Raw genomic sequence first — 22,713 nt, forward strand, 5'->3', positions numbered from 1 at the left:
AACCGCAGCGCACCTGGGGTGCGCTGCGTGCAGTACCTCACGGTGCTGCATCAAATAAAGAAGCTGCCAGTGCTTGATTTGCATAGCTTTCAAATAGAAAAGACTGTGAATCAAAGGCATAGCCAGCGCTAGCAGCTATCAAAAACATTTACCGAGACAAACACCATGAGCATGCGCGAAGCCGTCATCGTTTCCACCGCCCGCACCCCGCTGGCCAAATCGCACCGTGGCGAATTCAACGTCACGCCGGCGGCGCAGTTGGCCGCTTTCTCGGTCAAAGCGGCGGTAGAGCGCTCGGGCGTGGACCCCGAAATGATTGAGGATCTGATCCTCGGTTGCGGCAACCCCGATGGTTTCCAGGGCCGCAATCTGGGTCGCCAGACCGTGATCCGTGCCGAGCTGCCATTGAGCATTGCCGGTACCACCATCACGCGCTATTGCGCCTCGGGTCTGCAGTCGATCGCGATTGCTGCGGGCCGCGTGGTGGCAGAAGGTGTGGACGTGATGCTGGCCGGTGGTGTGGAAACCATTTCCGGCATCCGCGCGGGCAACAACTTGCCCACGGACATGGACCCCTGGTTGGTCGCCAACAAGCCCGACTTGTTCATGGCCATGATCGACACGGCCGATGTGGTGGCCAAGCGCTACAGCATCAGCCGTGAAGACCAGGATGCGTTCTCGCTGCGCAGCCAGCAACTGACCGCCGCCGCGCAAGCTGCGGGCGTGTTTGACAACGAAATCATTCCTTGCGCCACCCGCATGGCGGAAAAGAACAAGGAAACCGGCGAAGTCACCTACCGCGACGTCGTCGCCACCCAAGACAACTGCAACCGCGCCAGCACCACGCTGGAAGGTCTGGCCAAGCTGGAGCCCGTGAAGGGCGCGGACAACTTTGTGACGGCGGGTAATGCCTCGCAACTGTCGGATGGCTCCAGCGCCTGCGTGGTGATGGAAGCCAAGCTGGCCGAGCGCCTGGGCCTGCAGCCACTGGGTGCTTTCCGCGGTTTTGCTGTGGCCGGTTGCGAGCCTGATGAGATGGGTATTGGTCCTGTGTTTGCCGTGCCCAAGTTGCTCAAGCGCCACGGCCTCTCGGTGGATGACATTGACCTGTGGGAGCTGAACGAAGCGTTTGCCTCCCAAGCGCTGTACTGCCAGCGCCAGCTGGGCATTCCGCTGGAGCGCCTGAACGTCAACGGCGGTGCCATTTCCATCGGTCACCCCTTTGGCATGACCGGTGCGCGTCTGGCCGGTCACATCCTGCTGGAAGGCCAGCGCCGCAAGGCACAGGGCCAACGTGTCAAGTACGGCGTGGTCTCCATGTGCATCGCCGGTGGCATGGGCGCGGCGGGTCTCTTCGAAATTTTCTGATCTAGTTTTTCCGAGGTATCGAGATGGATCTTCAATTCACTCCCCAAGAACAAGCTTTCCGTGCGGAAGTGCAGGCCTTTTTGCAGGCCAATCTGAAGCCCGAGCTGGCCGCCAAAGTGCGCGGCGGCCAAATTCTGAACAAGACCGACCTGCAAGGCTGGCACGACGTGCTCAACAGCCGTGGCTGGCTGGCCAACCACTGGCCCGAGCAATACGGTGGTCCAGGTTGGGGCGCTGTTGAGAAGTTCATCTTCGAAAACGAATGTGCGCTGGCCGGTGCGCCGCGTCTGGTGCCGTTTGGCGTGAACATGTTAGGCCCCGTGCTCATCAAGTACGGCAATGAGCAGCAAAAGAACTACTGGCTGCCACGCATCTTGAACGGTGCCGACTGGTGGTGCCAGGGTTATTCGGAGCCCGGTTCGGGCTCGGACCTGGCTTCTGTGAAGACCACGGCGGTGCGCGATGGCGACCACTACATCGTCAACGGTCAAAAGACCTGGACGACGCTGGGTCAGCACGCCAACATGATTTTCTGTCTGGTGCGCACCAACAAGGACGTCAAGGCGCAGGCCGGTATCAGCTTCTTGCTGGTGGACATGAACACTCCCGGCGTGGAAGTGCGCCCCATCATCACCCTCGATGGGGAGCACGAAGTCAACGAAGTGTTCTTCACCGATGTGAAGGTGTCGGTGGAAAACCTGGTTGGCGAAGAGAACAAAGGCTGGACGTACGCCAAGTTCCTGCTGACCTATGAGCGCACCAACATTGCGGGCGTGGGCTTCTCGGTGGCTGCGCTGGAAAAGCTCAAAGTGGCTGCCAGCCGCGCCATGTACAAGGGTAAGCCCCTGTCGCAAGACCCGCTGTTTGCCGCACGCATGGCCAAGGTCGAAATCGATCTGGAAAACATGAAGACCACCAACCTGCGCGTGATCGCTGCGGTGGCGGGGGGCGGCGTGCCCGGTGCGGAAAGCTCCATGCTCAAGATCAAGGGCACCGAGATTCGCCAAGAAATTCTGTCGCTGATTCGCCGTGCCATGGGCCCCTATGCCCTGCCGTTTGAAGAGGCGGCCATGCATGGCCAGAACACTGAGCCGACGGTCGGCCCCGACGAAGCGTTCTCGGCCGCAGCGGCTTATTTCAACTATCGCAAGCTGTCGATTTTTGGCGGCTCCAACGAAATTCAAAAGAACATCATCTCCAAGATGATCCTCGGTTTGTAAGCAGAGCAAAGAAGGAACAAGACCATGAACTTCGAACACACCGAAGACCGCCGTATGCTGGCGGACACCTTGAACCGCTTTGTGTCTGAGCAATACGGTATCGAGCACCGCAACCACATCGCTTATGGCGAAGAAGGGCACAGCGCCGAGCTGTATGCCCAGTTTGCCGAGCTGGGCGCCATTGGCGCGCTGTTCAAAGAAGAAGACGGCGGATTTGGCGGCGCAGGCTTTGACATCAGCGTGGTGTTTGAGGCGCTGGGCCGTGGCTTGGTGGCTGAGCCTTTGCTGGGTGCACTGGTGGTGGGCCAGGCCCTGATCGCAGCAGGTACTGAATCGCAAAAAGCCAAGCTGGAAGACATCGTGGCGGGCGGCGTGATTGCTGCCTTGGCGCACGATGAACCGGGCAGCCACTATGAGCTGAATAACGTCAAGACCACGGCCACCAAATCGGCCACGGGCTGGACGCTGAACGGCGCTAAGGGCGTGGTGGCATTTGGTGCCAAGGCCGATTTGCTGTTGATCTCGGCGCGTACGTCGGGCAACCAGTACGACCAGGACGGCATCAGCCTGTTCTTGGTGGACGGCAATGCCGCCGGCATCACCAAGCGTAGCCTGCAGCGCTTTGAAGGCGGCCGCGTGGCGGAGCTGACGTTGAACAACGTGCAGTTGCCTGGCGATGCGCTGCTGGGTGCAGAAGCCAAGGGCCATGCTGTGCTGGAGCGTATCAGCGGCTATGCCCTGCTGGCGCTGTCCGCCGAATCGGTGGGTGCCATGGATGTGGCCAAGCAGCACACGCTGGAATACCTGCAAACGCGCAAGCAGTTTGGTGTGGCGATTGGTACGTTCCAGGCGCTGCAGCACCGCATGGCCGATGTGCTGCTGGAAATCGAGCAAGCCCGCTCTGCAGTCATCAACGCCGCCGATGCGATCGACAACGCCGAAGGCGCGGCACAGCAAAAAGCACTGTCTGCGGCGAAGTACACCGTGGGCTATGTGGGCACTTTGGTGGCCGAAGAAAGCATTCAGCTGCACGGCGGTATCGGCATGACTTGGGAATTGCCACTGGCGCACTACGCCAAGCGCCTGGTGATGATCGACCACCAGTTTGGCGATGAAGACCACCACCTGGCGCGCTTTGTTGCGCTGGGTCACAACGGCTAAATCAGTGTGCAGCGTTGTGCTGGCCCTGGTGCAAGGGGACGGAACATCGCTGCGTGGCAGCCCTTGCTTGGCATCTGCTGGGCGGTGGGCTGCACCTGAACCATGAGAACAATGAAGGAGATCTGCCGTGAGTGAACCCCTGTTGATGCGCCGTGAAGGTGCGTTGCTCATCCTCTCCAACAACAACGTGGCGGCACGCAATGCCCTGTCGCCTGCGTTCTATGCCGCAGTCACGGCTGCCTTGCAGCAGGCAGCGGCTGACCCCAGCGTAGGGGCCATTGTCCTGACGGGTGAGGGCGGTCACTTTTGTGCGGGTGGTGATTTGCGTCAGCTGGCCAAGCGCCGTGAACTGCCGGAGTCAGAGCGCCGCGCCAAGCTCGAAGGGTTGCATGACCTGATCCGTGCTGTGCGCGATTGCCCAAAACCAGTGATTGCTGCCGTAGAGGGCGCAGCGGCGGGTGCCGGTCTGTCGCTGGCATTGGCGTGCGACATGCTGGTGGCTGCCAAGAACAGTGTGTTCTCGGTTGCTTATGTGAAGGTAGGCTTGACGCCCGATGGAGGAGCCACGGCCTTCTTGGCCGAATACGTCTCCCGCCAGGTATTGACCGAGTTATGCCTGACGGGTGAGCGCATTAGCGGTGAACGCATGCACCAGCTGGGTGTGGTGAACCGCCTGACTGATGCTGGACAGGCGCTGGAACAAGCTTTGGTGTTGGCGCAGCGGATTGCACAAGGCCCGGAGCTGGCCATGGCCCGTATCAAAGACTTGTGTCGCCAAGCGCCGCGCAACACCTTGGACGCGCAGCTGGAGCTGGAAGCCCAATACATGGTGCGCTCACAAGAGAGCGAAGAAGCGCGTGAAGGCATTGGTGCATTTCTGGAAAAGCGCAGCTCGCAATTTCGCAGCGCGCAATAAACGCAGCTGCGAATCAACAACAAGGCTCAAGGAGACAAAAAATGACGATATCCACATTGCCAGAAGGCCAGGATTTCCCGCTGGAAGGTGTGCGCGTACTGGATTTGTCACGCGTGTTTGCAGGTCCCTTGTGTGGGCAGGTACTGGCCGATTTTGGTGCCGATGTGGTCAAGGTCGAACACCCGGGCCGTGGTGACGATACCCGTGACTGGGGCATGCGCATCGGCAAGACCGAGACCACCTACTACAACAGCATGAACCGCAACAAGCGTTCGGTCACGCTGGATTTGCAAAGCGCCGAAGGCGTGCAAATCATTTATGACTTGTTGCCGCAGTTTGACGTGGTGATTCACAACTTCAAACACGGTGGCGCTGACAAGCTGGGCCTGGGTTACGAAAAGCTCCGGTCCATCAAGCCTGACCTGATCTACTGCAGCGTGGCCGGCTACAACAGTGATACCCCGGAAGCCAAACGCCCGGGTTACGATCTGGTGATCCAGGCTGAAGCAGGCCTGATGGCCATCAATGGCGAACAGGGTACCCCTCCTTTGAAATTTGGTGTGGCCGTGGTCGATTTGATGACCGGCATGTACGCCGCACAAGCTGTGCTGGCAGCGCTGTACCGCAAAAGCCGTAATGGCCGTGGTCGTCAAATTGAATTGGCGCTGTACGACTGTGGAGTCACCATCAATGGCTACTACGCGCTGGATGCCATGCTGTTGGGGCACGATACACAGCGCTATGGCAATGCACATCCGTCGATCGTTCCCTATGGTTTGTTCGATGCAGTCGACGGCCCCTTGATCATTGGTGTGGGGAATAACCGTCAGTACGAGGCGTTTTGCCGGAAGGTGATTGAGCGCCCAGATTTGTTTGAAGATCCACGTTACGCAACCAATGTGGAGCGTGCAAAAAATCGGCATGAGATCTTGCCGCTGCTCAAACAAGTCATTGCGATCCACCCGCGGAAACAACTGCTCGAACGCATGCAGGCCTGTGATATTCCCTGCGGGGAGGTGGCGGGCTTGCACGAGGCGTTGACCAGTGAGCGCACGCAGCAAACAGGCATCTTCCAGCAGATGCCACACCCTGTGGCAGGGCAGACATGGGTGTTTGCACCGCCATACCGCATGGATGGTCAGCGCCTACCCATTCGTCACACACCACCCACATTGGGTGCGGCAACCCGCGAGGTGCTGCAAGAGTTGCTGTCTATGAGTGACGAGCAACTGCAAGCATTGAAAGATAAAGGCGTACTCACGTTGCCAGAACAACAGACTTGATTGAGCAGCGCAGCCTTTTGTGCAGCAAGCCCCCAAAGAGGGGTTCATGCAGGAGGTGAGTTGCGGATTTTTTTACATCCAACCCGTTATTTCAGGGAGACAACAACATGGATAGCACTCAAACAACGCGTCGTCACATCATGGCCGCGGCTGCTGCGGCAGTAGGTAGTAGCCTGATCGGCTTGCCTGCTTGGGCCAAGGCCAACTATCCAAACAAGCCCATTCGTTTCATCGTGCCATTCAACCCGGGTGGCGCGACGGACATCGTCGCGCGCGTGCTGGCGGAGGCAATGTCTAAGCAGTTGGGCCAACCCATCATTGTGGAAAACAAAGCGGGTGCTGCTGGCATGCTAGGCACAGACCAAGTCGCAAAAGCAGTGCCTGATGGCTATAACGTGGTGCTGTCGCTGAGCACGTCGTTACTGATTAATCAGTACCTCTACACCAAGATGGCCTACAACCCCCAAAAGGACTTGTTGATGCTGTCGGAGCTGGCTTCAGCCCCAGTGACTTTGGTCGTGCACCCTTCCGTGCCCGCCAAGAATATGCAAGAGCTGTTGGCGTGGGTGAAAAAGAACAAGAGCAAGGTTTCGTACGGTAGCTGGGGCGTAGGTTCCTATGCACACTTAGGTGGTGCATACATGAGCAAGAGCATGGATGCAGATATGAGCCATGTGGCTTACCGCGGTGAAGCGCCCATGATTCAAGAACTCATTGGCGGGCAACTGCAGCTGTGCTTCTCCAGCGCACAAAACACCAAACCTTTTATTGATAGTGGCCGTTTGAAAGCCATTGGCGTGACCGGTAAAGAGCGTATGACCGTCTTGCCGAATGTACCCACAATTTTTGAGCAGGGCGTGACCGATGATGCCTATGCCATCGCTGGTTTTGTCGGTATGGCTTTACCGATAGGCACGCCCAAAGACGTGGTGGATGCACTGTCTGCTGCGATTCAACAGGCAGCCCAAGACGCCAAAGTCAAAGAACGGATTGATGGTGCAGGTTTCCTGCCTGTATTTAGCAGTCCAGATGCATTTGCCAAGACCTATGCCCAAGCCGCACCTGTGTGGAAGCAGCTGATTGAAGTAGCAGAAGCCAAGGTCGATTAACTACAAATTCACAAGAGATGAGAGACAAAATGAACAACTTCCGTATGACCCGCCGTGTACTCTTGGCCGCCGCTTCAACTGTTTTGGCCAGCACCGCATGGGCGCAAACAGCATGGCCTAGTAAACCAATTACGTTGGTCGTGCCGTTCCCTGCCGGAGGCCCTACCGATGTGGTCTCGCGCATTGTGGGTAAAGAGTTGTCGGACCGACTTAAGCAGCCCGTGATTGTGGAAAATCGTGCAGGTGCATCAGGCTCCATCGCTGCAACGCAGGTCAAGCGTGCAGCACCGGATGGATACACCTTGATGACGCTGGCCACGCCCACATTGTTTGCACCTTTGTTTTACAAAGGTGCTGGCTACGATGTGACCAAGGATTTCACACCGATTTCCATGATCTATGACCTGCCCATCGTGATGGTGGTCAATCCTTCCAAGCTCCCCGGTGTGCATACCTTGCCTCAACTGATTGAGAAGGCGCGTGCGCAAAAAGATCCACTGAACTACACCACCAGTGGCGCTGGTAGCTTTGGCCATATGAGCATGGAGCTGTTGAAAGATTTGGGCAAATTCGACATGCAGCACGTAGCCTACAAGGGCGGCGTGCCGGCAATCACTGACACCATTGGCGGGCAAGTACCGATCATGTACGCCGATTTGGTAGCAGCACTGCCGCACATCAAGTCTGGGAAATTGGTGGCGGTGGCCGTAGGTTCGCCCGAGCGAGTGTCGGTGGTGCCGGAGGTCAAAACCATTGCCGAGCAAGGCATTGACGGTTTTGCCGCCGTGTCGTTGGGCGCACTGTTGGGGCCTAAGGAAATGGATCCTGCGGTCGTACAGCGCTTGAATAAAGAACTGAAAGAAATTTTGGCCAAACCCGATGTGCAAGAGCGTATCTTGGGCGCGGGAGCCATTGCCAACTTCATCCCTGCGGTTGAGCTGAAAAAGAGTTTGGAAACAGACTATGCCAAATGGAGCAAGGTGGTGAAGGAGAAGGGGATGGTCGCTGAGTAATGAGTTTTGCTCCGCGCACTTCCATATTGGCTAAGTCACAATTCTGAATTACTGAATTCATAGCTGCTAGCGCTTGTTGTATAAGCGCTAGCGAACGTTTTAATCAACAATCTCTGAAAGAACAAAGCCATGAAGGTATTGGTTCCAGTCAAGCGCGTGGTGGACTACAACGTCAAAGTCCGCGTGAAGTCCGATGGCACGGGTGTGGACATCGCCAACGTCAAGATGAGCATGAACCCCTTTGACGAAATCGCCGTTGAAGAAGCCGTGCGCTTGAAGGAAAAAGGCGTGGTCACGGAGGTGATCGCTGTGTCTTGCGGCGTGACCCAGTGCCAGGAAACCCTGCGCACCGCGATGGCCATTGGCGCTGACCGTGCCATCCTGGTGGAAACCGATGCCGATCTGCAGCCCCTGGCCATTGCCAAGCTGCTCAACGCTCTGGTGACTAAAGAGCAGCCTGGCCTGGTGATTCTGGGCAAGCAAGCCATTGATGGTGACAACAACCAGACAGGTCAGATGCTGGCTGCGCTGGCCGATCTGCCCCAGGCCACCTTCGCCTCCAAGGTCGAAGTCGCTGGCGACAAGGTCAATGTGACCCGCGAAGTCGACGGCGGCCTGGAAACCCTCAGCCTGAGCACTCCTGCGATCATCACCACCGACCTGCGCCTGAACGAGCCCCGCTACGTCACCTTGCCCAACATCATGAAGGCCAAGAAAAAGCAGCTGGACATCGTCAAGCCGGAAGACTTGGGCGTGGATGTGGCTCCCCGCATCAAGACCTTGAAGGTCGCTGAGCCCGCCAAGCGCGGTGCTGGCGTGAAGGTGCCCGACGTTGCCACTTTGGTGGACAAACTGAAGAACGAAGCCAAGGTCATCTAAGCGTCTAGGAGAGAAGAATCATGTCCGTACTCGTTATTGCTGAACACGACAACGCCTCCATCAAGGGCGCAACCCTGAACACCGTGACCGCTGCCAAGGCTTGCGGTGGTGATGTGCACGTGCTGGTCGCTGGTGAGAACGCCGCCGCCGCTGCTGCCGCTGCAGCCCAGATCGCTGGCGTGTCCAAAGTGATCCACGCCGACGGCGCTTCCCTCAAGGATGGCCTGGCTGAGAACGTGGCCGGCCAGGTGCTGGCCATTGCTGGTAACTACAGCCACATCCTGTTCCCTGCCACCGCTTCCGGCAAGAACGCCGCCCCTCGCGTGGCCGCCAAGCTGGACGTGGCCCAAATCAGCGACATCACCGCCGTGGTGTCGGCTGACACGTTCGAGCGCCCCATCTACGCCGGTAACGCCATTGCCACCGTGCAATCGAGCGACGCCACCAAGGTCATCACCGTGCGCTCCACAGGCTTTGACGCCGCTGCTGCCACCGGTGGCTCTGCGGCGGTGGAAACCGTGGCTGCTGTGGCCGACTCCGGCAAGAGCGCCTTCGTGGGCCGTGAAGTGACCAAGAACGACCGCCCCGAGCTGACTGCTGCCAAGATCATCGTCTCCGGTGGCCGTGCATTGGGCTCTGCAGAGAAGTTCAACGAAGTGATGACCCCCCTGGCAGACAAGCTCGGTGCAGCCATTGGTGCATCCCGCGCAGCTGTCGATGCAGGCTATGCACCGAACGACTTGCAAGTGGGTCAAACTGGCAAGATCGTAGCACCTCAGCTGTACATCGCAGCGGGTATCTCTGGTGCAATCCAGCACTTGGCTGGTATGAAAGACTCCAAGGTGATCGTTGCGATCAACAAGGACCCTGAAGCCCCGATCTTCTCGGTGGCCGATTACGGCCTGGAAGCCGATCTGTTCGCTGCTGTGCCTGAGATGGTGGGCAAGCTGTAAAGACGTTGCAGCAGCACCGCTAAAAGCACAAAAGGAGCCTTTGGCTCCTTTTGTTTTTTTATAGCTGTAATCGCTTTCTGATCAAGCCTTACAGGTTGATTGGATGGTGATTGCTAGGGGCCGGCCATAGATCGCAAACGCAGGAAAAAACGCTGGTCTGCTTGTATTAGTCCCTGGGAGCCAGACTTTATGCATGAAAAAAGGAGCCTCAAAAGGCTCCTTTCATAACAGGTTTCTCTGTTTTGGCCGATGCGGCTTAGAAGGTATGACGCACGCCGATTTGCACACCGTGTTGTTTGCCGTCTTCGTCCGTGGGGACGCCGTTCATGGACAGACCCAGGTTGGCGCCGCCGTTGTCCTTGTTCTTCAGGTAAGAGTAGGTGCCGTACAGCGCGGTGCGCTTGGAAAGGTTGTGCTCATAGCCCAGGGAAATCTGGTCGGCCTTGAGCTTGTCACCACCGGCCAGCACTTCGCGTTCATAGCGGTTGTACGAGGCCTTGACCACGCCTGCTGCACCCACGGGGGCTGCCAGGCCCAGCATGTAGGTGTTGCCCTTCAAAGAGCCCGTGGTGTCGCTTTGCAAACGGTTTTGGCGATAGGCCCCCGAGACTTTCATGCGGCCAAAGTCATAGCCCAGACCGGCTGAGTAGGCTCGCTCCTTGAAGTTGGTGTCGACAGCAGGCACGCCCAGCGGCACGTTGATGTCGTTTTGCTGCTCTGCAGTCAAGGCCGCGCTCCAGGGGCCGTTGTCGTAGCCCAGGGCCAATCCCCAGTAGGAGCCGTTTTTCCAGGTTTCGGTGGACTTTTCACCGAAGGCGTAATTCACGCCCACGTTAAAGCCGCCCCAGTTGGGCGAGTAGTAGGCCACAGCATTGTCTTTGCGCTTGGCGTCATAGAAAGGTGCAGTGCTGTTAAAGCCGTCAGCCCACATGCGGGTGCCGCCAATGCCGGCGTTGTTGAAGACGTCAAAGCGTTTCATGCTGCGGTAGGCGGCGCTTTCGTCACGGCCCAGGCGGATTTCACCGAAATTCCCCAGCAGGCCGACGGTCGCGCGGCGCTTGAAGTCCAGGCCACCGCCGGAGTCGCCGGTACCTTGGTCGGTCAAGATGCCTGACTCCAGCCAGAACTGGGCTTTCAAGCCGCCGCCCAGGTCTTCCGTGCCGCGAAAGCCAAGATGGCTGTCCATATTGCCGCCCGACTGCAAGCCGGACCAGTTGTTATCGCCGCGGATGTAGGTCACCGCTTCGTCAACGGTACCAAACAGCGTGACCGAGGATTGTGCAAAAGCAGTGCTGCCCAGGGCGATGAGCGGTAGCGTGGCCAACAGTTTTCTCTTCATTTCAAAACTCCAATCAAAAGCAAAAGTGAGTAATTGCTATTGTTATGAGTATTGATTTTGTGTGGTGTAGGACGAGCGGTGCTACACATTTTGTTGCGGCATGGCGAAAAAAAAGCTGCACAAGGCAGCTTTTTTGATAGCGATGAACGGTGATTACATCAACAGGTGTTCACCGGCGTTGTCGCCGCCCAGGATCACGTAGTTCACCTTGCGGATGTCCATCAGCTTGGTGCCACCGGCATAGCTGATGGAGGACTGCACGTCTTGCTCCATCTCGATCAGCGTGTTCTTCAGCGGGCCCTTCACAGGTTCCAGAATGCGCTTGCCTTCGACGTGCTTGTACTCGCCCTTGTTGAAGTCAGAAGCCGAGCCGTAGTATTCCTTGAACAGCTCGCCGTCCACTTCCACGGTCTTGCCGGGCGACTCTTCATGGCCGGCAAACAGCGAGCCAATCATCACCATGGTGGCGCCAAAGCGGATGCTCTTGGCAATGTCACCGTGGCTGCGAATACCGCCATCGGCAATGATGGGCTTGGTGGCCACGCGGGCACACCACTTCAGCGCCGACAGCTGCCAGCCGCCCGTGCCAAAGCCGGTCTTGAGCTTGGTGATGCACACCTTGCCGGGGCCCACGCCCACCTTGGTGGCGTCTGCGCCCCAAGCTTCCAGATCGATCACGGCTTCGGGCGTGGCCACGTTGCCGGCAATCACAAAGGCCGCAGGGATCTTGGCCTTCAGGTACTGGATCATGTTCTTCACGCTGTCGGCATGGCCATGGGCGATGTCGATGGTGATGTATTCGGGGCAGATGTCTTCGGCCACGAAACGGTCGACCGTGTCGTAGTCACCTTGTTTGACGCCCAACGAGATCGAGGCAAACAGGCCTTGCGACTGCATGGCCTTGGTGAAGGCCACGTTGTCGATGTCAAAGCGGTGCATCACGTAGAAGTAGCCGTGCTGCGCCAAAAACTTGCAGATCTTCTCGTCCAACACAGTCTTCATGTTGGCAGGCACGACAGGCAGGCGGAAGGTGCGGCCACCCAGCTCCACGCTGGCGTCACATTCCGAGCGGCTTTCCACGCGGCACTTGCGGGGCAACAGCAGGATGTTGTCGTAGTCGAAGATTTCCATGATTTTCCAAGCTCCAGAAAAAGGTCATGGTGGGAGTCTCACCCACCTCAATTTTTCAAAAGAAAGGCGCTTGGCTTGGTGCCCGGATTTTTGGCGTTGGAAAATTTTGGCCAAAAAAAACCGGACCACAAAAACTTGGGCCCGGTGATTGATTCTATAGGTCAGGGCATACCCGTAGTAACCGCCACTTTGAATGAACGGTATATGACTAGGCATATACCGCCACGGTGTGACCGGCATGCACCGGCGCCAGCGATGGGTGTGCCGCACTTCCTACAATGGAGGGCTATGTTCCCCATCGACTTGCTTGACGGTGCCAACGCTGGCACATCGCCCTCCCAGAACTCGCCCTTGCTGCAAGGTCTCAATGACGAGCAGCACGCCGCCGTAACCCTGCCGCAAGGCCATGCGCTGGTGCTGGCGGGAGCAGGCTCGGGCAAGACGCGGGTGCTGACCACGCGCATTGCGTGGCTGCTGCAGACCGGACAAGTTTCGCCCGGCGGCATCATGGCCGTGACCTTCACCAACAAGGCCGCCAAGGAGATGAACACCCGCCTGTCGGCCATGCTGCCTTACAACGTGCGCGGCATGTGGATTGGCACCTTCCACGGTCTGTGCAACCGCTTGCTGCGCGCCCACCATGTGGCTGCCGGACTGCCTGCGACGTTCCAGATTCTGGACACGCAAGACCAGCTCTCCGCCATCAAACGTTTGTGCAAGCAGTACAACGTGGACGATGAGCGCTTTCCGCCCAAGCAGCTGAGCTGGTTCATTGCCGGTTGCAAGGAAGAGGGCATGCGCCCCAAAGACGTGGTGGCCGCAGACCCCGACACCAAGAAGAAAGTGGAGCTGTACCAGCTGTACGAAGAGCAATGCCAGCGCGAAGGCGTGGTGGACTTTGGCGAGCTGATGCTGCGCAGCTTTGAGATGCTGCGTGACGACGTGCACCTGCGCCAGCATTACCAGCGGCGCTTTCGCTTCATCTTGGTGGATGAGTTTCAGGACACCAACAAGCTGCAGTACGCCTGGCTCAAGCAATTGGCGGGTGAGATGGTGGGCGGCCAGTTGCAAGGCACAGCCAGCGTGCTGGCGGTGGGGGATGATGACCAGAGCATCTATGCCTTTCGCGGCGCTCGCGTGGGCAATATGAGCGATTTTGTGCGTGAGTTTGGCGTGCAGCAGCAAATCAAGCTGGAGCAAAACTACCGCAGCTACGGCAACATTCTGGACAGTGCCAATGCGCTGATTGAGCACAACAGCGAACGGTTGGGCAAGAACCTGCGCACCGACCAGGGCGCGGGCGAACCAGTGCGGGTGATGGAGTCCCCTACTGATCTGGATGAAGCCAGCTGGATGGTCGGCGAGATCAAAGATCTGGTGCGCAACGACGGCTACAGCCGCCAGGAAATCGCCGTGCTGTACCGCAGCAATGCGCAAAGCCGGGTGATTGAAAGCAAGCTGTTCAACGCTGGTATTCCGTACCGCGTGTATGGCGGTATGCGCTTTTTTGAACGCGCGGAAGTGAAGAGCGCGCTGGCCTATCTGCGCTTGATTGAGAACCCGCACGACGAAACCAGCTTCCTGCGCGTGGTGAACTTCCCCGCACGCGGCATTGGCGCGCGCAGCATTGAAACGTTGCAGGAAGCCGCCCGCGCATCGGGCTGCTCGCTCAGCGATGCGGCCACGCTGGTCAGCGGTGCCGCAGGCACCAAGCTGCAAGGCTTTGTGGCCAAGATGGAAGTGCTGCGCGAAGAAACCGAAGGCAAAACCCTGCGCCAGACCATTGAGCGCGTGCTGGAAGTCAGCGGCCTGATTGACCACTATGTGAACGAAAAAGAAGGCCAAGACCGCATTGAAAACTTGAAAGAGTTGATCAACGCGGCCGAGAGCTTTGTCACCCAGGAAGGCTTTGGCAAAGACGCCGTGGCGCTGCCCATTGATGAAACCGGTGCACCGCTGACGCAAAGCCCCGTCAGCCAAGGCATTGATAGCAGCTTGCCCATGCTGGACCTGCCTTTGGGTGGTGTGGGAGGTACGGATGCTGAAACCGGAGAAACACTCTCGCCCCTGCAAGCCTTCTTGGTGCACGCTGCGCTGGAAGCGGGCGACAACCAGGCCCAAGCCGGGCAAGACGCGGTGCAATTAATGACGGTGCACGCCAGCAAGGGGCTGGAGTTTGACTGCGTGTTTATCGGTGGCCTGGAAGAAGGCCTGTTCCCCCACGAAAACGCCATGAGCGACCGGGGCGGGCTGGAGGAAGAGCGCCGCCTGATGTACGTGGCCATCACCCGGGCGCGCAAGCGTCTGTACCTGAGCCACTCGCAAAGCCGCATGCTGCACGGGCGCACCACGTTCAACCTGCCCAGCCGTTTCCTCGATGAGCTGCCCGAAAGTGCGCTCAAGTGGATCAGTGCCAAAGGTGGTTTTGGTAGTTTTGCACCTAAAAGTGGAGCTGGTAGCGCTTACGGATCAAGCCCTAGAGGTCAATTTGGTGCTTATACGCCCAAGGGCCCTGAAGTCTTCAAAAGCCCGGAAGTGCCGGTGCAAAAAACGGTGCCCGGCCACGGCATTGTCAAAGGCATCACCGTGTTCCACGCCAAGTTTGGTGAAGGGAAGGTGCTGTCCGTCGAAGGCACAGGTGACGATGCGCGTGCGCAGATCAACTTCCCACGTCACGGCACCAAATGGCTGGCGCTGGCGATTGCCAAGCTGACCATCGTGGACTGAGCCGCGCAAGCGCGCTGCAGGCATAAAAAAGGGACGCTGTCAGCGTCCCTTTTTTATGTGGTGGCATGCGTGCGGCTTACTTGTAGTCGTACGTCACATCATCGACATGCAGCGTGCGCTCGTGGTCTGGGGGCGAGAAGCAGTCGCGGAATGTAAAGACCGCCGAAGTCAGAAACATGGTGACCAGCCCCATGCCGAGCATGACGGTCAGGATGCTGGTGGCCAGGGCCGTGCCTGCGCCCAGCAGTACTGAAAGAACCAGGGTGATCAGCGACAGGACCAGGCCTGCTGCCAGTGCCAGGCCCAGCCAGCCCAGGGCATACATGAAGAAAGCGCGGAAGTTGCGCACACAGGCAATCACGCTGAAAAAGATCGCCTTGACGGGCGACACGCCGTGCCAGTGCACCAGGGCGGGGGCATGCCACATCAGCATGGCCAGCACGTTGTACAGCGCAAAGCCACCCCACAGGGCGATCTGAAAGCCAGGTTGCTGCACCAGCTCTTCGGCGCGCTCAGGCGTCATGGGCTCATTGCCCAGCGACATCTGGGCCAGGGTGCCGTCATCAAACACAGAGGTCAGCAGTGTGATCAGCACAATACCCACGCCGTAGAACAGGCCCAGGATCAGCAGGGCCTGCAGACGAGACTTGCCTGCCCGAAACGGGGTCAGCAGCAGACTGGGGCGTGGCGTGCGGTCGTGGGCGGCTTCGGAGGCGCCCAGCATCATGACCAGGAACACGGTGGGCATCAGCATCAGCGCGATGTAGGGCCCAATGATGGGGAACATGCCGATCAAGGACACGGCCGCCATGCTCAGAAATAGCAGCGCGGTCAGCGCCATGGGCTGGTGCCAGAAGGTTTGCATGCCCAGTTTGACCCATTGCAGGCCGGTACTGGCAGGAACGATATGAAGTTTCATGACGGTGGGGGAAGGCTGGCACAAGCTGCGAAGGGCAGCCATTGCAACGCGCTGAATGTACCCCACACCTCCCTGGCATAGCGGGGTGTGGGGCTGCTGCGTTGCCAAAGTCGCACAGGCGCGTGCCTGCTGCGGGGGTTAGGCCGTGGCGGCGGACTCCAGCGCCATGGGGTAGGCCACGCGCTGGCGCAGCACGCGCTCGAAGTGCGTAGGGTCGTGCGGCACCAGCATGGAAGCCTCGCGTGGCAGGTAGAAATCCCACAGGCGAGAGATCCAGAAGCGCAGCGCTCCGGCGCGCAGCATGGCGTTGAGCAACTGGCGCTCGGCAGCCTCCAGCGGGCGCACGGCCTGGTAGGCGGCCAGCATGGCTTGCGCCTTGGGGGCATCGTGCGCGCCGGTGGCGTGGTCAATGCACCAGTCGTTCAGGCACACGCACAGGTCGAACAAGAAGGTGTCGCAGCCGGCGAAGTAGAAGTCGAAGAAGCCGGTGAGGGTGTCACCGTCAAACATCACGTTGTCGCGGAACAGGTCGGCATGCACGGGGCCACGCGGCAGGGCCTTGTAGGCGCTGGAGGCGGCGGTGTGGTTCTGGAACGCCAGCTCGGCCTGCAGCAAGTCGGCAGCTTCCTGCCCTAGGTGCGGCAGGACCACGGGAACGGTTTCATTCCACCAGGGCAGGCCACGCAGATTGGGCTGCTCACGGTCGTAATCACGGCCGGCCAAGTGCATTTTTGCCAGCATGTCGCCTACGGCAGCGCAGTGCACGGCCTGGGGCTGCAGCTGGCTCTTGCCGTGCAGTTTTTGCACGATGGCTGCAGGCTTGCCGCACACCTTGTGCAGGATGTCGCCCGTCTTGGCATCGGCCTGCGGATCGGGCACAGGGATGCCCTGGTGGGCCAGGTGCTTCATCAGGTAGAGGTAAAAAGGCAGTTGCTCAGCCTTTAAACGTTCAAACAAAGTTAGCACCCACTCTCCTTGATCGGTTGTCAGAAAGTAGTTGGTGTTTTCAATGCCACCTTGAATGCCACGCAGCTCGGTGAGTTGGCCCAGGGGAACGCGGCGCAGCAATTCGCGCGCGTCTTTGTCGGAGACTTCGGTAAAAACGGCCATGCTCAGGCTCAAAAAAAGACAAACCTGCTGCAGCGTTGGTGCGACAGCAGGTGAAAGTGGGGGGCGGGTTTAGAACTGCAGCGCGCGCCAGACACGGCGACCATTGGTGCCGTCAGCGCCTTCGGTGTTCTGGGGCTGTACTTCGTAGGCGGGCAGGTTGCCCACCTTGGGTTGCACGGTGATGTTCTTGGTTTCACCGCCGACGCGCAGCTCATCCACACGGCTGCCGCCGTCTTCCACACGAATGCGCTCAATGCGCTGGTTGCGCTTATCGCCTTGCTGCTGCTCTGTCTTTGGAAGCTGCTCGGGTGCTTGTGCACTGGGTTGGGACGAGTTTTCGCCCTTGTCCTGTGCCAGCACGGGGCTGGTGAGCAGGAAGGAGGTGAGGAGGAGGGTGGCTGCGCGCATGCCGCCATTGTATTTCTGTTACCGGGCGTAGGCTACGCATGCACGCGCAATTGCTGAGGCTGGAGGGTATGGCGCACGCTGTGCGGTTGGTGTGCTGGCAAGACCATGAGATTCCAGCCAGGCGGCGCGGCAGGCACAATGGGCCGCTATGAGCAATTCCAAGACATTGGTGCTGGTAGACGGCTCCAGCTACCTCTACCGCGCCTACCATGCCATGCCCGATCTGCGGGCCGTACCGGGTGACCCCTCCAGCCCCGCCACGGGCGCCATCCGCGGCATGATCAATATGATGCAGGCGCTGCGCAAAGACGTGGTGGCTGACTATGCGGTGTGCGTGTTCGACACCTCTGGACCGACCTTCCGCGATGCCATGTACGACCAGTACAAGGCCACGCGCTCGCCCATGCCTGATGACTTGCGCAGCCAGATTGAGCCCATTCACCAGGTGGTGGACCTGCTGGGCTGGAAAGTGGTGGCCGTGCCCGGTGTGGAAGCCGATGACGTCATCGCCACGCTGGCGCACATGGCGGCTGGGCAAGGCATGGAAGTCATTGTCTCCAGCGGCGACAAGGACTTGAGCCAACTGGTCAATGAGCGCATCACCATCATCGACACCATGAACGGCAAGCGCCGCGATGTGGCTGGGGTGACGGCTGAGTTTGGGGTGCCGCCGGCCCAGATGATCGACTACCAGGCTCTGGTGGGCGATACCGTGGACAACGTGCCCGGCGTGACCAAGGTCGGCCCCAAGACCGCTGCCAAGTGGCTGGAAGAACATGGCTCATTAGACAATTTGATAGCTAATGCCGACGCTATCAAGGGCGTTGCAGGCCAAAACCTGCGTGATGCCATTGCCAGCGGCCAGTTGGCGTTGAGCCGCCAGCTCGTCACCATGAAGACCGATTGCGAACTGGCCGACTACATTCCCGGCCTGCCCGCACTGGACGACATCACCCTGGATGAACCCGATGCTGCCGGCCTGCTGCCGTTTTACGAGCAATACGGTTTCAAGGGCCTGGCCCGCGCCATCGGTGGCGCGGCAGCAGCCGAAGCACCAGCGCCCAGGGCCGACAAGGCCACCAAGCCGGCCCTGGCATCGCCGCAAGGCGATATGTTTGATGCGGACGATGCGGCGGCCACCGAAGTGGCTGTTGCGGCGCAGCAACAAGACGTGGTCTACACCACCATCCTGTCCGAGGCGCAGTTCCATGAATGGCTGGCCAAGATCAACGCAGCCGAGCTGACGGCCATCGACACCGAAACCGATTCGCTCGACGAAATGGTGGCGCAGATTGTGGGCATCAGCTTGAGCGTGGCTGTGGGTGAAGCGGCTTACATTCCGCTGCGCCACGAAGGTATGGATGTGCCCCAGCAACTGCCCATGGACTGGGTGCTGGCGCAGCTCAAACCCTGGCTGGAAGACGCTTCCAAGCAGAAGCTGGGCCAGAACGTGAAGTACGACCAGCATGTGCTGGCCAACCACGGCATCACCGTGCGCGGCTATGCGCACGACACCATGCTGCAGTCCTATGTGCTGGAAGTACATCGCCCGCACAACCTGACCAGCCTGGCGCTGCGCCACGTGAACCGCACTGGCACCACCTACGAGGACCTGTGCGGCAAGGGCAAGAGCCAGATTCCGTTTGCCCAGGTGCCCGTAGATAAAGCGGCGGCGTACAGCTGTGAAGATTCGGACCAGACCCTGGATGTGCATGGCGTGCTGTGGCCGCAAATTCAGGCCAACTCCGGTCTGCTGCACATTTATGCGCTGGAAATGCAGACCAGCGAGGCGCTGTTCCGCATCGAGCGCAACGGCGTGCGCATTGACGCCGGTGAGCTGGCGCGCCAGAGCAATGATCTGGGCGCACGCATCTTGCAGCTGGAAAACGAGGCCTACGAGATTGCCGGTCAGCCCTTCAACCTGGCATCACCCAAGCAGCTGGGCGAGATCTTCTTCGACAAGCTGGGGATGCCCGTGGTGAAGAAAACCGCCACCGGCGCGCGCAGCACCGATGAAGAGGTGCTGGAGAAACTGGCCGAAGACTACCCGTTGCCCGCCAAGCTGCTGGAGCACCGCAGCCTCTCCAAACTCAAAGGCACGTACACCGACAAGCTGGCGCAGATGGCGCTGCCACGCACTGGCCGCGTGCACACGCACTATGCGCAGGCCGTGGCGGTGACCGGGCGCTTGTCCAGCAACGACCCCAATCTGCAGAACATTCCCGTGCGCACCCCGGAAGGCCGCCGCGTGCGCGAAGCCTTTGTGGCCCCCGAGGGCAAACTGATTGCCAGCGCCGACTACTCGCAAATCGAGCTGCGCATCATGGCCCACCTGTCGGGCGATGAGGCCTTGCTCAACGCCTTCAAACACGGCCAGGATGTGCACAAGGCGACCGCCGCCGAGGTGTTTGGTGTGAGCGTGGATGAAGTCAGCAGCGAGCAGCGCCGCTACGCCAAGGTGATTAACTTTGGCCTGATCTACGGCATGAGCAGCTTTGGCCTGGCCAAGAATTTGGGCATCGAAACCAAGGCCGCTGCGGCCTACATCGACAAATACTTCCAGCGCTACCCCGGTGTGAAGCGCTACATGGACGAAACCGTAGAGCTGGCGCATGCCCAGGGCTATGTGGAAACGGTGTTCGGTCGCCGTCTGTATCTGCCTGAAATCAACGGCGGCAGCGGCCCTCGCAAGAAAGCAGCCGAGCGCGCGGCGATCAACGCGCCCATGCAAGGCACGGCGGCGGACCTGATCAAAAAAGCCATGGTGGCCGTGCAAGCCAAGCTGGATGCGGAAAAGCCAGAAATCCAAGTCATCATGCAGGTGCACGATGAACTGGTGTTTGAGCTGCCCGCCAGCGAAGCCGACTGGTTGCGCACCCACATCCCGGCCGTGATGGCCGAGGTGGCGCAACTGTCGGTGCCGCTGCTGGCCGAAGTGGGCCTGGGCGAGAACTGGGAAAAGGCGCACTGACGCGACATCTGAGGCTGTCGCTGTCGATTCTCCTGTGGGGAAATTATAAAAAGTGAGCGGCTAGCGCTGGTTATTTATAGGTTTCATCGTGTTTTCTACTTGAAACCTAGATTTTTCAAGCGCTGGCTGCTCTTTTAAAAATATGAGGGACATGTGATTCATCCGTCTTCATGGACGCCAGCAGTACGCATGGGGCTGTCCATCTCGGTGGCCACGGGGCTGTACGGCATCTCTTTTGGGGCGCTGGCCGTGGCGGCGGGGATGAGTGTGTGGCAAGCCATGGCGCTCAGCGCATTGATGTTTACCGGCGGCTCGCAGTTTGCATTCATCGGCGTGATTGCGGGCGGTGGTGCAGGCTCTGCGGCCTTGGGCGCGGCTTCGCTGCTGGGCGTGCGCAACGCAGTCTACGGCATGCAGATGAACCGCATGCTGCAGCCCGTGGGCTGGCGCAAGCTGCTGGCGGCGCACGTGACGATCGATGAGTCCGCAGCCACTGCATCGGGTCAGGTGACGGCGGTGGAGCAGCAGCGCGGTTTTTGGACGGCCGGTGTGGGTGTGTTTGTGCTGTGGAATGCGTTCACCCTGCTGGGGGCGGTGCTGGGCGATGCGCTGGGTGATCCGCGCCAGTGGGGCTTGGATGGCGCGGCCGTGGCGGCCTTTTTGGGCCTACTGTGGCCACGCCTGCAGCAGCGTGAACCCGTTGCGCTGGCGGTGTTGTGCGGCGTGGTGACCATGCTGGCGGTGCCTTTGCTGCCCCCTGGGTTGCCTATTTTGGTGGCGGCTGTGGTGGGGGCTGCATGGGGGCTGTGGCGCAGTGCACGGCTGGCGCGGGATGCGCAGTCCGCACCGGAGGCCAAGGCATGAGTCTGTGGTACTGGATCGCAGGGGCCTGCTTGGTGGCCTGGCTGACCAAATGGCTGGGCTATGCCATTCCGGCGCGTTTTCTGCAAAACCCGCGCATGACGCAGGTGGCAGCATGCATGACGGTGGCGCTGCTGTCGGCGCTGACGGTGATGAACACTCTGGCGGTGGGCACGGCCCTGGTGCTCGATGCCCGGCTGGCTGCGCTGGGTGTGGCAGCTGTGGCCCTGTGGCTGCGCCTGCCATTTTTGCTGGTGGTGGTGCTGGGGGCGGTGAGTGCGGCGCTGGTGCGCTGGCTGCTGTAGTGCTGGCGCATACCATGGAGCCCCAAGTGACCCCTTGACAGCTTGTGTACGCTGTTCTGTGAAGTTGTTCCATGGGGGCTTGAGCATCCACGTGAACAACTCAGGCTGCCGCAAGGATTGCAGCACTGCTTGCGGGGTTTAGAGAAAATGCTGGGCAGTTAGGGCATCAGGCCCGAGAGAAAACATTCGCTATGACATTGGTCGCCATTATCTTGGCCACCCTGGCTTCTGGAATCGGAAGCGTGTGGGTGGCTAACTTGCTTTTGACAGTGGGCTTTGGCAAAAGCCAAAGTGACCGTGCCCAACAAGGCTTGCTGAGCCTGGCGGCAGGCGCCTTGCTGGCCACGGCTTTCATGCACTTACTGCCAGAGGCTTTCAACAGCGAGGCCAGTGCGCACGATCTGTTCATGACGCTGCTGATCGGGGTGGTGTTCTTTTTCCTGCTGACCAAGGCAGAGCTGTGGCACCACGGCCATGAGCATAGCCATGGCGGACACGCGCATGGTGCACACGATGCGCATCACGCCCATGAAACCCATGAACACGCAGACCATGACCACCACCATGGCGCCAAAAGCAGTGGCTGGTCGCTGCTGACCGGTGACAGCGTGCACTGTTTTGGCGATGGCATCTTGATTGCTTCGGCCTTTGTGGCGGATATGCGCCTGGGTTTGATTGCTGCGGTGTCGGTGCTGGCACACGAGGTGCCACACCACATTGGTGATCTGGTGGTGTTGCGCAACAGCAAGCACCGGAATTTGGCGCTGCTCAAGGTCTCATTGGCTGGCGCGGTGACGGCGTTGGGCGGTGTGGTGGGCTACTTCCTGGTTGGACATATGGCGGAGTCGTTGCCTTATTTCCTGGTGGTGGCCTCCAGCAGCTTTGTGTATGTGGCGCTGTCGGACCTGATTCCGCAGCTGCAAAAGCGCCTGTCGGCCCCGGAAAGCCTGGTGCAGGTGGCATGGCTGGTGACGGGGATTGTGCTGGTGACCGTGGTCAGCGGCTTGGCGCACGGCGGGCATGCGCACTGAGTAGACAGC

The 22,713-nt window shown here is 59.5% G+C and carries 19 protein-coding genes; 14 read left to right on the top strand and 5 right to left on the bottom strand.

Annotated elements, in window-relative coordinates:
• Positions 1-171 precede the first annotated feature (171 nt).
• From AC27VO_RS02320 to AC27VO_RS02360, 9 genes are all read left to right on the top strand, one after another.
• Positions 172-1,368: an acetyl-CoA C-acyltransferase gene (locus tag AC27VO_RS02320; protein WP_488665516.1), complete on the top strand. Its 1,197-nt coding sequence runs from the start codon at positions 172-174 to the stop codon at positions 1,366-1,368.
• Positions 1,369-1,391: 23 nt separating this feature from the next.
• Positions 1,392-2,588 carry an acyl-CoA dehydrogenase family protein gene (locus AC27VO_RS02325; RefSeq protein ID WP_488665092.1) on the top strand — a complete coding sequence of 399 codons (1,197 nt, stop codon included), beginning with the start codon at positions 1,392-1,394 and terminating at the stop codon, positions 2,586-2,588.
• A 24-nt stretch (positions 2,589-2,612) separates the two neighbouring features.
• Positions 2,613-3,749, top strand: a complete 1,137-nt coding sequence (locus AC27VO_RS02330) for an acyl-CoA dehydrogenase family protein (RefSeq protein ID WP_488665093.1) — start codon at positions 2,613-2,615, stop codon at positions 3,747-3,749.
• 127 nt (positions 3,750-3,876) lie between these two features.
• Positions 3,877-4,665: an oxepin-CoA hydrolase, alternative type gene (locus AC27VO_RS02335; RefSeq protein WP_488665094.1), complete on the top strand. Its 789-nt coding sequence runs from the start codon at positions 3,877-3,879 to the stop codon at positions 4,663-4,665.
• Positions 4,666-4,706: 41 nt separating this feature from the next.
• Positions 4,707-5,948 carry a CaiB/BaiF CoA transferase family protein gene (locus tag AC27VO_RS02340; protein ID WP_488665095.1) on the top strand — a complete coding sequence of 414 codons (1,242 nt, stop codon included), beginning with the start codon at positions 4,707-4,709 and terminating at the stop codon, positions 5,946-5,948.
• A 107-nt stretch (positions 5,949-6,055) separates the two neighbouring features.
• Positions 6,056-7,057: a Bug family tripartite tricarboxylate transporter substrate binding protein gene (locus tag AC27VO_RS02345; RefSeq protein WP_488665096.1), complete on the top strand. Its 1,002-nt coding sequence runs from the start codon at positions 6,056-6,058 to the stop codon at positions 7,055-7,057.
• Between the two features lie 29 nt (positions 7,058-7,086).
• Positions 7,087-8,070, top strand: coding sequence for a Bug family tripartite tricarboxylate transporter substrate binding protein (locus AC27VO_RS02350; protein WP_488665097.1), 984 nt, complete (start codon positions 7,087-7,089; stop codon positions 8,068-8,070).
• 129 nt (positions 8,071-8,199) lie between these two features.
• Entirely contained in the window at positions 8,200-8,949 is a 750-nt protein-coding gene (locus tag AC27VO_RS02355) for an electron transfer flavoprotein subunit beta/FixA family protein (RefSeq protein WP_488665098.1), read from the top strand.
• 20 nt (positions 8,950-8,969) lie between these two features.
• Positions 8,970-9,902, top strand: a complete 933-nt coding sequence (locus AC27VO_RS02360; RefSeq protein ID WP_488665099.1) for an electron transfer flavoprotein subunit alpha/FixB family protein — start codon at positions 8,970-8,972, stop codon at positions 9,900-9,902.
• Positions 9,903-10,158: 256 nt separating this feature from the next.
• Here AC27VO_RS02360 and AC27VO_RS02365 read toward each other — a convergent pair whose 3' ends face one another.
• Both AC27VO_RS02365 and AC27VO_RS02370 read right to left on the bottom strand, forming a co-directional pair.
• Positions 10,159-11,241 carry a porin gene (locus AC27VO_RS02365; protein ID WP_488665100.1) on the bottom strand — a complete coding sequence of 361 codons (1,083 nt, stop codon included), beginning with the start codon at positions 11,239-11,241 and terminating at the stop codon, positions 10,159-10,161.
• A 153-nt stretch (positions 11,242-11,394) separates the two neighbouring features.
• Complete coding sequence (locus AC27VO_RS02370; RefSeq protein ID WP_488665101.1) at positions 11,395-12,372, bottom strand: GMP reductase; 978 nt, start codon at positions 12,370-12,372, stop codon at positions 11,395-11,397.
• A 288-nt stretch (positions 12,373-12,660) separates the two neighbouring features.
• Here AC27VO_RS02370 and AC27VO_RS02375 point away from each other — a divergent pair, with 288 nt between their 5' ends.
• Complete coding sequence (locus tag AC27VO_RS02375; RefSeq protein WP_488665102.1) at positions 12,661-15,099, top strand: UvrD-helicase domain-containing protein; 2,439 nt, start codon at positions 12,661-12,663, stop codon at positions 15,097-15,099.
• Between the two features lie 76 nt (positions 15,100-15,175).
• On the opposite strand, the gene AC27VO_RS02380 is transcribed toward AC27VO_RS02375, so the two are convergent.
• The 3 genes from AC27VO_RS02380 to AC27VO_RS02390 all read right to left on the bottom strand — a co-directional run bounded on the left by AC27VO_RS02380 (position 15,176) and on the right by AC27VO_RS02390 (position 17,536).
• The gene (locus AC27VO_RS02380; protein ID WP_488665103.1) at positions 15,176-16,018 is read right to left on the bottom strand and encodes a BPSS1780 family membrane protein; all 843 of its coding nucleotides are present in this window, start codon (positions 16,016-16,018) and stop codon (positions 15,176-15,178) included.
• Positions 16,019-16,156: 138 nt separating this feature from the next.
• Positions 16,157-17,128: a homoserine kinase gene (locus AC27VO_RS02385; protein WP_488665104.1), complete on the bottom strand. Its 972-nt coding sequence runs from the start codon at positions 17,126-17,128 to the stop codon at positions 16,157-16,159.
• Between the two features lie 69 nt (positions 17,129-17,197).
• Positions 17,198-17,536 (bottom strand): hypothetical protein, encoded by a 339-nt coding sequence (locus AC27VO_RS02390; RefSeq protein WP_488665105.1) that lies wholly within the window; start codon positions 17,534-17,536, stop codon positions 17,198-17,200.
• A gap of 148 nt (positions 17,537-17,684) precedes the next feature.
• Here AC27VO_RS02390 and polA point away from each other — a divergent pair, with 148 nt between their 5' ends.
• The 4 genes from polA to AC27VO_RS02410 all read left to right on the top strand — a co-directional run bounded on the left by polA (position 17,685) and on the right by AC27VO_RS02410 (position 22,704).
• Entirely contained in the window at positions 17,685-20,507 is a 2,823-nt protein-coding gene (gene polA, locus AC27VO_RS02395; protein WP_488665106.1) for a DNA polymerase I, read from the top strand.
• Positions 20,508-20,696: 189 nt separating this feature from the next.
• A complete protein-coding gene (locus AC27VO_RS02400; RefSeq protein WP_488665107.1) occupies positions 20,697-21,371 on the top strand; it encodes an AzlC family ABC transporter permease in 675 nt (224 codons plus the stop codon).
• Positions 21,368-21,673 (top strand): AzlD domain-containing protein, encoded by a 306-nt coding sequence (locus AC27VO_RS02405; RefSeq protein ID WP_488665108.1) that lies wholly within the window; start codon positions 21,368-21,370, stop codon positions 21,671-21,673. Before AC27VO_RS02400 ends, AC27VO_RS02405 begins: the two co-directional genes overlap by 4 nt.
• Before the next feature lie 191 nt (positions 21,674-21,864).
• On the top strand, positions 21,865-22,704 hold the full coding sequence (locus AC27VO_RS02410) for a ZIP family metal transporter (protein WP_488665109.1): 840 nt from the start codon (positions 21,865-21,867) through the stop codon (positions 22,702-22,704).
• Positions 22,705-22,713: the final 9 nt, after the last annotated feature.

This window comes from Comamonas sp. 14P8.1.4 (assembly GCF_057799285.1).